At 64.3% G+C, this 9,827-nt stretch carries 11 protein-coding genes; 3 read left to right on the forward strand and 8 right to left on the reverse strand.

Going from position 1 to position 9,827, the window contains the following annotated elements; translation table 11 throughout:
• Positions 1-81 precede the first annotated feature (81 nt).
• Entirely contained in the window at positions 82-414 is a 333-nt protein-coding gene (locus SX243_23105; GenBank protein ID MDY7095873.1) for a hypothetical protein, read from the reverse strand.
• A gap of 237 nt (positions 415-651) precedes the next feature.
• Between SX243_23105 and serC the strand changes: the two genes are divergently transcribed.
• Complete coding sequence (gene serC / locus SX243_23110; GenBank protein MDY7095874.1) at positions 652-1,740, forward strand: 3-phosphoserine/phosphohydroxythreonine transaminase; 1,089 nt, start codon at positions 652-654, stop codon at positions 1,738-1,740.
• On the opposite strand, the gene SX243_23115 is transcribed toward serC, so the two are convergent.
• Positions 1,709-2,458, reverse strand: a complete 750-nt coding sequence (locus SX243_23115; protein MDY7095875.1) for a hypothetical protein — start codon at positions 2,456-2,458, stop codon at positions 1,709-1,711. The two genes, serC and SX243_23115, sit on opposite strands and share 32 nt — an antisense overlap.
• Before the next feature lie 18 nt (positions 2,459-2,476).
• The gene (locus tag SX243_23120; protein ID MDY7095876.1) at positions 2,477-3,121 is read right to left on the reverse strand and encodes a hypothetical protein; all 645 of its coding nucleotides are present in this window, start codon (positions 3,119-3,121) and stop codon (positions 2,477-2,479) included.
• A gap of 444 nt (positions 3,122-3,565) precedes the next feature.
• Between SX243_23120 and SX243_23125 the strand changes: the two genes are divergently transcribed.
• Positions 3,566-4,441 (forward strand): SDR family oxidoreductase, encoded by an 876-nt coding sequence (locus SX243_23125; protein ID MDY7095877.1) that lies wholly within the window; start codon positions 3,566-3,568, stop codon positions 4,439-4,441.
• 33 nt (positions 4,442-4,474) lie between these two features.
• Here the strand turns inward: SX243_23125 and SX243_23130 are convergent, their stop codons facing one another.
• The 5 genes from SX243_23130 to SX243_23150 form a co-directional block, all read right to left on the reverse strand.
• The gene (locus SX243_23130) at positions 4,475-4,885 is read right to left on the reverse strand and encodes a hypothetical protein (protein MDY7095878.1); all 411 of its coding nucleotides are present in this window, start codon (positions 4,883-4,885) and stop codon (positions 4,475-4,477) included.
• A gap of 10 nt (positions 4,886-4,895) precedes the next feature.
• Positions 4,896-5,435 carry a prepilin-type N-terminal cleavage/methylation domain-containing protein gene (locus SX243_23135; protein ID MDY7095879.1) on the reverse strand — a complete coding sequence of 180 codons (540 nt, stop codon included), beginning with the start codon at positions 5,433-5,435 and terminating at the stop codon, positions 4,896-4,898.
• Positions 5,432-5,758 carry a hypothetical protein gene (locus tag SX243_23140; protein MDY7095880.1) on the reverse strand — a complete coding sequence of 109 codons (327 nt, stop codon included), beginning with the start codon at positions 5,756-5,758 and terminating at the stop codon, positions 5,432-5,434. Before SX243_23140 ends, SX243_23135 begins: the two co-directional genes overlap by 4 nt.
• Before the next feature lie 74 nt (positions 5,759-5,832).
• The gene (locus SX243_23145; protein ID MDY7095881.1) at positions 5,833-7,704 is read right to left on the reverse strand and encodes an ATP-binding protein; all 1,872 of its coding nucleotides are present in this window, start codon (positions 7,702-7,704) and stop codon (positions 5,833-5,835) included.
• Between the two features lie 86 nt (positions 7,705-7,790).
• On the reverse strand, positions 7,791-9,053 hold the full coding sequence (locus SX243_23150) for a branched-chain amino acid ABC transporter substrate-binding protein (GenBank protein ID MDY7095882.1): 1,263 nt from the start codon (positions 9,051-9,053) through the stop codon (positions 7,791-7,793).
• Positions 9,054-9,181: 128 nt separating this feature from the next.
• Here SX243_23150 and SX243_23155 point away from each other — a divergent pair.
• Positions 9,182-9,827: VWA domain-containing protein (locus tag SX243_23155; protein MDY7095883.1), on the forward strand; the 646-nt coding region annotated here is incomplete at its 3' end.

Here is a 9,827-nt window from a genome sequence, read left to right on the forward strand (position 1 = left end):
AGACCTTGGAGCTCGGCGCCGTAGGGTGGGCAACCGCCCACCATTGCGCCCCTCCGGGCTCCAGGCCCAGATGCCCATGAGTCATGGGTCCTCGGACTCCGCCTCCGGCTGGGATTCTTCAACCTCAGAATCCTCGGCCATAGCCGCCTTCTCCACCGCCGCGAGCAACTCGTCGTCCAACTCATCTCCGGCCCCCACCACGCAGGTCAGCAGCCCCGCCACCTCCTCCCGCGCCGACTCCGGCACCAGCAGCCGGGCGCCGCTGGGGGTCCAGCAAGACATGCCGGGGCCGAATATGCCGATATCGTCGCTCTGCACCACGAAGGGGATGCCGTGCTGGTCCAAAGCGTGGCCGACGGTCTCGGCCTCCATGCGGGAGGGAAAGCGGGCGATTTCGATGAAGCGTTGGCTCATGATGGTGGGCCTCGGGCCGGCAGGCGTTGGCGAAACGTCTCTTCCGGAAATTCGGAGTCGCAGCAGAGCCGGCGGCCTGATTATATGGCGCGGCCCTGGAGCTGAATTGTCGCTGGCCCCTCTGCCAGCGGATGTTAGTCTACTCGCGGCCCCCTCGGCAGCGCGGTTCCCGTCCGGGCCGCCGGCAAGGGCCCACAGATTCTCTACAGCAATGAGCAACTCAGGAGGCGAATCGCTATGACCCATCGGGTACACAATTTCGGAGCGGGCCCGGCGGCCCTGCCGCTGCCGGTCTTGGAACAGGTACAGCAGTCCTTGCTGGACTTCGAGGGCTCCGGCATGTCGATCCTGGAGATGAGTCACCGCAGCGCCACCTACGACCGCGTCCACCAGCAAACCATGGCCGACGTGCTGGAGCTGGCGGGAGCCGGCGACGACTACAACGTGCTCTTCATGGGCGGCGGCGCCCGCACCCAATTCATGTTGGTGCCGATGAACCTACGCCCCGGCGGCCGCGCCGCGGATTATCTGACCACCGGCCGCTGGAGCGAGATGGCGCTGGCGGAGGCAAAGAAGAACGGCTCCGCTCACGAGCTGTGGTCCAGCGCCGACACCGGCCATGACCGCGTACCCGGCCCCGGCGACTTCTCGGTGCACAGCGAGGCCGCCTACCTCCACTACACCAGCAACAACACCATCGCCGGCACCCAATATCAAGAGACGCCGGAAGCCGGCGAGGTCCCGCTGGTCTGCGACATGTCCTCGGACATCTTCAGCCGCCCCATCGACCTCGCCCCCTTCGGCGTGATCTACGCCGGCGCCCAGAAGAATCTCGGCCCCGCCGGCGTGACCATCGTGATCGTGCGCAAGGACCTCTTGGAGCGCTGCGGCCCCAACCTCGGCGACACCATGAGCTACGCCAAGATGGCCGCCAAGGACTCTCTCCTCAACACGCCCCCGGTCTTCGCCATTTACATGGTCGGCCTGGTGCTGCAGTGGATCAAGGATCAGGGCGGCTTGGCGGCGATGCAGAAGATCAACGAGGAAAAAGCCCAGCTCCTCTACAACGCCATCGATCATTCCGACGGCTTCTACCAGGGCCACGCCCAAGAGGGCAGCCGCTCCCGCATGAACGTCACCTTCCGCCTAGCCAACCCCGACCTCGAAGCCACCTTCGTAGAGGAAGCCGCCCAGCGGAACCTCCTAGGCCTCAAGGGCCACCGGTCCGTGGGCGGGATTCGAGCGTCGATCTACAACGCGACGGGGTTGGATGCGGTGCGGGAGCTGGTGGAGTTTATGGGGAGGTTTCGGGAGGGGCGGGGGTAGGGGACTGCAGAGAGCCTGCATCGGCGTCTTGGTTCTGAGAAGAGGATCGTGGTGAAGTAGCCACGACTAGCGGTACACCAACAAGGTCGAAGCAATGCTCGAATCTCTTGTCTCGCTTCGGAGCTAGTAGATAGAGACAGCCTCTCGCAGGAAAAGTAGAGATCTTGCCGTCTTCGGCCTCCCTCAGCTGGGCCAAGGCGGGTGATTGAGGGTCAAAAAGCTGTCGAACTATCTGCCGGGTGTTGCTGCTCCCGGAATCAGCCGAAGAAGGGGTTCGAGCAGCCGGCTCCTGCTCGCCGATCCTGACTACCAAGGTTTTTCCCTTCTCGACCTGCTGCTGAATCTCGATCACGTTGCTGTAGGTCGTCCCCTCAAAGCTCGAGGTCAGCCTGAGGTGCAGCACGATGAGCGGCCCGTCGCCCACATTCGCCACCGCCAGACGGTCACTGGATTTCAACGACAGTAGCTCTATTTTGTCGTCTCCGCAGAGGTAATAGCGTAGCCCCTCAGTGTTGTTCCAGAAGTAGGTCAAGGTCGACGCTATCAAGGAAAAGACAGCAAGGAAGAAGCCGACATGCTTGAGGCCATTCAATATTGGCCTCTGATAAGCCGAACAATGATGACAAAGGGAGGCATCCTTCTGGATGCTCTCCCCACAATCCCGGCACTTCTTTGTAGAAGCCACAGGTTCCAAGTCAGATGGAGTCTCGTCGCTCAAGGTAGGCCTGGATCGTGCTCAAGGTAGGCCTGGATCGTCGGTTTTGGGCTCGTTGCGGATGCCTTCACAGCAATCTCCGGAACAGCATGTACCGCAATTCAGATTGACCACGCAGGCGCACACCGTATAGGCGCCACAGCTTACGCAGCATTCGCTCTCCTGAGCCACGGGAGGATCCTCGTCGGAAAGCAGATCTTGGAGTGAGTCATGACGAAGCCCAACCAGGTCGTCTTCGATGAGCTGGCTGGTGATCGAGTCGAACTTGATGGAGAACAGGCCGGAGGGACTAGGAAAGTCCCCGTTGTCTCCAATCGACAGGCTGAGAGGCTCACCGATCTGCTCCACCCCACTGGCCCCGCTCTTGGTCTGAAAACCTCGAAGCATCAACACCTCCACCTTTCCAGCCTCGTCCTTCGACAATGCCGGCACGATGTGATGCGTCTCGCCCGTAGCGTTGTCGCTGATCGTGATCATGCTGCCATCCCGAACCTGTACAGTCCCCTCCGAGCCATCGGGGAACACCAAGGTCGCCTCGAGCACTTGCGGCGAGATAGGAATAGAAAAAGGGCGCTGGTCAGCAGCCTGAACAGGCCAGACAGAAAGAACGGCGAGCAAGGTTACGGCGAGCGAAGCAATGATGTGTGGGGTGGTTCGGACTTGCATGTTTCCTCCAAATTGCGCTTGTGGACCAGAATGAACTCTACAGGGCTAGTCCAGCCACGCTCCAAATAGATGCCGCCTCCCTCTCGCGGCCAGGTCCATAAACTCGTATCCTTCCTAGAGCTTAGTTCCAAGAGCCGCAGGTTTGCGGACAGGCAAAAATATCAAGCGACCGAAGCAACTAGTCGCTTAGCTCGAATCTGGGAACGCCCAAGACAACAAGAAGGGCTCTCGAGCATATTGGCCTAAGGCATAAGGCTGGCTAAGCGCTTCAGTTTGTGCCCTTCTACATCTTATAGCGTCGAAGTCTATCAAAAGAGATCATTTTACCTCAGCAAGCCCCCACCTGGCGCCTGTAAGTCCCCTACAATCAGCCACCTGGAATAGGCAAGAATTGCCTAATTAGAACATATCCGCAAGGACTATCCACCAAAGCGGAGGCCCGAAATGCCCACCACCACCCTCATCGCCGGCATCGGTTACGTAGGCAGCGCCCTCGCCGCTGAGCTAAAAGCCGCCAACCACCGCGTCTACGGCCTCCGCCGCAGCGCCCCCGTAGATATCCCCGGCGTGGAAACCATCCGCGCCGACCTGACCCGGCCGGAAACGCTGGAGGATCTGCCCACGGGCATCAACTTCGTCGTCTACTGCGCCTCCGCCTCGGGGCGGAGCGACGAAGCCTACCGGGCGGCCTACGTCGAAGGGCCGAAGAATCTGCTGGCTGCGCTGGAGCGGCAGGGGCAGGCTGTGCAGCGCGTGTTCTTCACCTCCAGCACCGGCGTCTATGGCCAGACGGATGGCAGCTGGCTGGATGAGGAGAGTGTGACGGAGCCGGAGAGCTTCACCGGCCAGCGTCTGTTGGAGGGGGAGCAGGTGTTTCGGAACGGGCCGTATCCGGCGACGATCGTGCGCCTCTCGGGCATCTACGGCCCGGGGCGGACGCGGCTGATCGATTCCGTGCGCCGGGGCGAAGCGGCTTGCCAGGAAGGGCCGCCGACGTATACCAATCGGATCCATCGCGACGACTGCGCTGGCGTCCTCAAATTTCTGATCGAGAAAACGTTAGAGAATCCCGAGGCCGTCCAGGACACCTACGTCGGAGTCGACGATGACCCGGTGGATCGGTGTGTGGTGCTGCGGTGGCTGGCGGAGCAGTCGGGGGCGCCGGAGGTGCCGGTGGAGGCTCGGGGTGAGGAGGGAGGAAGGATTCGGGGGAGCAACAAACGGCTGAGCAACCGGCGGCTCAAAGAGCTCGGGTATCGCTTCCGCTTCCCCACCTTCCGCGAAGGCTACGGGGCCATGCTGAGAGAGAGCTCAGAATAGTAGGGTTTCACCGGAGGGCGGAGGCCCAAGCCGTCACCCCGGCGGCAAGCGGCGCCAGGCGAGGACTTTGGGGCCTTCCTTCTCCAGCAGCACCTGCGCCTCCACAAAGCGTTCCTCGCCCTCCGAGAGCGCTGAAACGATGATCCGCACCAGCTTGCTGCCGATGGGCTGCACCGTCGTCTCCACCAAGGCGCCGTGATACTCGTACGGCTCAAAACCGGGGAAGCTCGCATCCGCCTGCAGCTCCGCCAAGGTTTCCGCCATGCCCGCGTCGGTGCTGGCGGTGAGGCGGACCAGGCGTTCTTGGCGGCGGTGGTGCTTAAGGTCGAGCTGGATGGAGGCGGCGATGACTGCCAGGGCGGAGCTGACGATGAGCAGTACCAAGAGGGCGATGAGCAGCGCGGTACCCTGCTGACGCGCGGATCTCTGCCGAAGCCTTCTCATCCGGAGACCCTCACCAGGAGCGCTCCCTCTCGCCGCTACGCAGCGCGGAACGCAAAGCCCACCGTTGCTCCCGAGGGTTGCGGGGGGTCGGGCCGGTGCGCAGGTGGGGGACGGGGTTTTGTTCCTCCACCACCAGCTCCACATCCACCAGCTTGGCGTTCACCGCCCGCCAGCGCCAGCCCTTGAGCGGCGCCAGGACCGCGCGGCGGGAGCTCTCCACCCCCAGCGAATTGACCACCTGGCGCTCCAGCGCATTGCCGCTCACCGCGTAGGTCACCGTACCCACGTCGAGCCCCGTCAGCACCAGTGGGCCGGAGCTCCAGGCTCCACCGCCCACCACCGCCGCCGAGCCTTGCAGATCGTTGCGCAGCTGGCTCACCGCCAGGGTGAGCACCGGGTCCCGGGCCCGGCGGTTGGAGTCTTCGAGCAGTAGCCGGCTCTCCACCAGCAGCTGCGCCGCCAGGGTCAGGGCGAGAGTGATGAGGATGAGGCTGATCAACACCTCGATGAGGGTGAACCCGGAAGCCGCACGGGAAACGGACCTCTTCATGGCGCGTTCCACACCGCGGTGGGATGCTGCAGGATGCGGGTTTCCCCCAAGACCTCGAAGCGGGTGATCACCGTCACCTCCCGCAGCCCCGGGGGCCCGAGATCCCGCACTCGGAGGGCCAGCTGAAGCTTGAGGTCAGGGTCGACGGCCAGTGGCGGCGGCGGGCCGAGCCAGCGCACCGGGCCGGTCTGGACCTGCACTGCTCCGGCGCGCAGCGATTCGAGCACCGCCTCGGTGGCTTCCAGGGCAGTGCTGCGAGCATCGAGGATGCTCACGGCTGTGCGGTGCTGGGACACCGCCGCCAGGCCCAAGAGCAGCGTCAAGGAAACGATTGTGAGCGCGATAAGAGCCTCGATGAGGCTGAAGCCAGCCACCGCAGCCCCCTGGGGCCGCCGGATCATGAGGCCATCCGGTCTTCCGGCATGCGCGGGATGGTCACCACGAACTCGCTGCCGACGTCGACGGTGGAGAAGCAGCGGATGCGGCCACCGTGGCGCCGCACCAGGGTCTGAGCGTAAGCCAGGCCCACCCCTTCACCCTCCGAATCGACGTGCCCGATGCGCCGGAAGGGAGCGAAGATCTTGTCGAAGTCTTCCTCGGCGATGCCCCGGCCGTTGTCCTTGACCCGCAGCTGGACCTCGTTGCCGCTGCACTCCCCCTGGATGAGGATTTCGGGGGGCCTTTCCGGCGCCCGGTAGTTGAGGGCATTGCCCACCAGATTGCCCAACACTTGCTCCATGGCCATGCGGTCCGCCACCAGCGGTGGCAGGTCCCCTACCTCCACCTGAGCGTCGCATTGCTCGATCTGATAGGCCATGGTGTCCAGCAGTTGGTGTACCAGCCGCTGCAGGTCGAGCTCCTCCAGGCTGAGCTCCTGGTGGCCGGCGCGGGACAGGCGCAGCAGGGCGTGGGTGAAGTCGTTGAGGCGCAGCACCGAGGTCTCGATGAAACCGAGGGAATCGAGGGCATCCTCATCGAGGGTTCGGCTCAAATGGGTGCGGGTTTCCGGATCGAGGTGCGGCGAGGCGGCTTCGAGGGCCGGCCGGATGTCGTTGAGCGCCGCCCGCAGCTCCCCCGCGAAGCCCTGGAGATTGATCAGGGGAGCGCGGAGGTCGTGGGAGACCATGTAGAGCAAGGCCTTCATCTCTTGAGTTGCCGCCTGGAGGTCGGCGGTGCGCTCCTCGACGCCGCGCTCCAGATTGTCCCGGGCCTCCCGCAGCTCGCCCTGGGCGCTGCGCAATTCGGCGACTCGCTGCTGGAGGTCGTCGATGGTGGCCTGGAGCTCCGCAGCCATGGCGTTGAACTCCGCCGCCAGAGCGCCGAGCTCGTCCTGACTGTCGATGCGAATGCGATGAGCCAGGTCGCCGCGGCCGATGCGCTCGACACCGGCCCGCAGCTGCGCCAGGGGATCCGCCAACCGACGCTGAGTGAAACGCAAGATGCTCAGGCTGAGCCAGCCCAAAGCCAGGACCAACACCGCCAGCAAGGCTGCCTGGAGCAGAGGCGGCACCAAGGAGTCCACCGCCGGCTCCTCGATGAGGGCGTACCACGGCAGCTCCTCGAGGGCGACACCGGTGCCCACGACCCAGGCGCCGTCCAGCGACCGATAAAGGTGCAGCCCGGGCTGGGCCAGATCCTTGGCGGAGCGCCCGATGGCGGAGGCCAGACGGGTGTCCCCGCGCACCCAGCGCAGGTCCTGGTGCACCAACACGCGGTCGCCGGCGTCGGAGAGATAGACGTGCCCCCGGGAACCCACCGGGATGGCGGTGATGGTGGACCATAGACTGGAAAGATCGACCCGGGCCTGCAGCGCTCCTACCACCTCCTCGGCCTCCCCAATCACCGGCACCGTGAAGCGCAGGAAGGGAATTTCGATCTCGCCCACCGCCTCGAATTCCACAGGACCGGTGACGATCTCGCCAGCACTCAGATCCTCCGGCCAGGGCCGGGGAGCGAGGAGGTTCTGGTCGCGATAGCGGTCGAAGACTCGGTGGCGCTGCACCGTGACCTGTCCCTCGGGATCGAGAAGCGCGAGCTCGAAAATCGAGCTCTGGCGTAGCAGGGCCCGCCGAAAGACCTGCCGGGCGTGGGTCGGCTGGTCGAGCACCGCCGCCATGGCGTCTCCGGTGGCCCGCAGATCATCCTGGATCGCACCGAGCTCCTGGTCGAGAACGATGGTGGCCCGAGCCCCGGCGGTCTTCATCCGATCCCGTACATCCTGCTCTGCGATACGCAGGGCCAGCAGCAGGAGCAGAATAAAGCTCAGCATGGCCGAAGCCCCGAGCAACATGACCCGCCGCAAGAGCTGACGACTGACGGATGGCCTGCGGCGTAATTGCATGGTCGGCAGCAAGCTTAACGGAGAAGCTTCTGAAAGACCCAGCGCCCCTCCTCGACTCGATAACCCGCGACCGCCTGGAGTGAAGTGTCCCCTCGCTCGTCGAAATGCCACGGCCCCAGCAAACCGGGGACCTCCTGCATGCTGTGGAGCGCAGCTAGAACCTCTTCCCGGCTGGGTTCGGGAGCGGTATCGATAGCCCACAAGATAGCCTTCATCGCTTCGTACGTACTCGCCGCCAACGGCTGGGGAGCCTCGCCGTACCGCTCCTGGTACCGCCCCCGAAACATCCTGGCGGTCTCCGTCTGAGCCTGATCGATGGGCAAAGCCACGTTGGTTGCCAAGATGCCTTCCGCGTGCTCCCGGCCCAGGCGCTCGATGAACTCATTGCGCTGGATGCCCTCGGTTCCAAGGATGGAGATTTCCGGATTCTGTCGGCGGATATTGCGCAGCAGATTGACGGCGCCCTGCTCACTACCGCCGGCATAGAACACCAGATCCGGGCTGGTCTCGGCAATCTTCTGCGGCAGGGAAATGATCCATTCGCGGTCGGTGGAGGCCACTTCGAGCTTGGAGTGCCCGACGATGTCGAGGCCGAGATCCCGCAGGGTCTCTTCGAAAATGCCGCTGAGCCCCTGACCATAGGGCAAGGAGTTGTGCAGGAGGTAAATGGATTGGTAGCCCAGCTCCTTGGCCCAGCGCGCGGCGGCGGCGGCCTGCACGTCGTCAGGCGTCGCGACGCGAAAGAAATGCCGCTTGCCGGTGGGGAAATAGATCCCCGGCTCGCCGGGCCCAAAGCCGGCACGGGTCAGGCCCGGCCAGGTGGTGGTGGAGCTGACCTGGGGCAGCGAAGCCCGATTGAGAATCGGCATCGAGACCTTGGCCTGGTGGCTGGCCATGGGCCCCAGATAGGCGATCACCTGGGGGTCCGCCACAGCCTGCTCGGCAATCGCCTTCTCCAGCCGCACCGAGAGAGGCTGCTCCGCCGTCAGCTCCAGGGTGTCGTAGATCTCCAGCGCAATGGGATGCCCTCCGGCCTTCCCCCCCGCTTCATCCAGAGCCAGTTGGGCCCCGCGCACCACGTCATGTCCAGAGCCGCTAGTGGCGAGGGTGCTGATCACCACTCGCAGCTCCGGTCTGTCCCCAGGCTGACCGCAGCCCATCAGCAACACCCACGGCACCCAGCACAGGCAGAGCCAGAAGAGCTTCTGCCGGACCCAGGACTTGCCCCAGGTAGCCGAAGCGACGTAGGGGATGGATGGCGAATTCAGCCAAAGCATGTCCGAACCTCGGAGATGCATGAATTTGTCACAACCGAAGGCTCGCGACAACGCCTGAGACCAGCGGAAGGAAGAGATTGGGTAGAATCACGGGAGAAATTTCCCCCGGTAATCTGTAGGAGACGAAGATGATGAGCAGTCTAAAGGTACCAGTCCGTCGAGAGATGGCCATCCACCCGCGGCGTAGCCAGGGGATCGAGACGCGAAGCTGGGGGAGTTGGCTTTGGCTCTCGCTGGCTCTAGCCATGGTGCTGGCCGTCGTATCGAGCCCGGTGCAGGCCCAGGAACAGGCAGGGGATTCAGCGGCCGAACCACGGCTGGTGCTGATCCTCGACGCTTCCGGCTCCATGTGGGGCCAGGTGGACGGTGAGAACAAGATCGTCATCGCTCGGAGAGCGCTGGGCGACCTGCTCCAGAATCTGCCCGACGAAGCTCAGGTCAGCCTCCTCGCCTACGGGCACCGGAGGGAGGGCGACTGCCAGGATGTAGAGCTCATCCAGCCCCTCGGCCCGCTGGACCGTGAAGCCTTGAGCGCGCAAATCGAAGCCCTCAACCCCAAGGGCAAGACCCCCATCACCCGAGCTCTGGAACAGGCCTTCGAGGTCGCCGGGGAGAGCAGGGGCAAGACGACGGTGGTGCTGGTGAGCGACGGGCTGGAGACCTGCGGCGGCGATCCCTGCGCCGTGGCCCGCCAGGCCGGGGTCGATCTGGTGCTCCACGTGGTGGGCTTCGGGGTCGAGGAATCCGACGTCTCCCAGCTGGAATGTACCGCCC

The organism is Acidobacteriota bacterium (assembly GCA_034211275.1).
Classification (GTDB): Bacteria; Acidobacteriota; Thermoanaerobaculia; order Multivoradales; family JAHZIX01; genus JAGQSE01.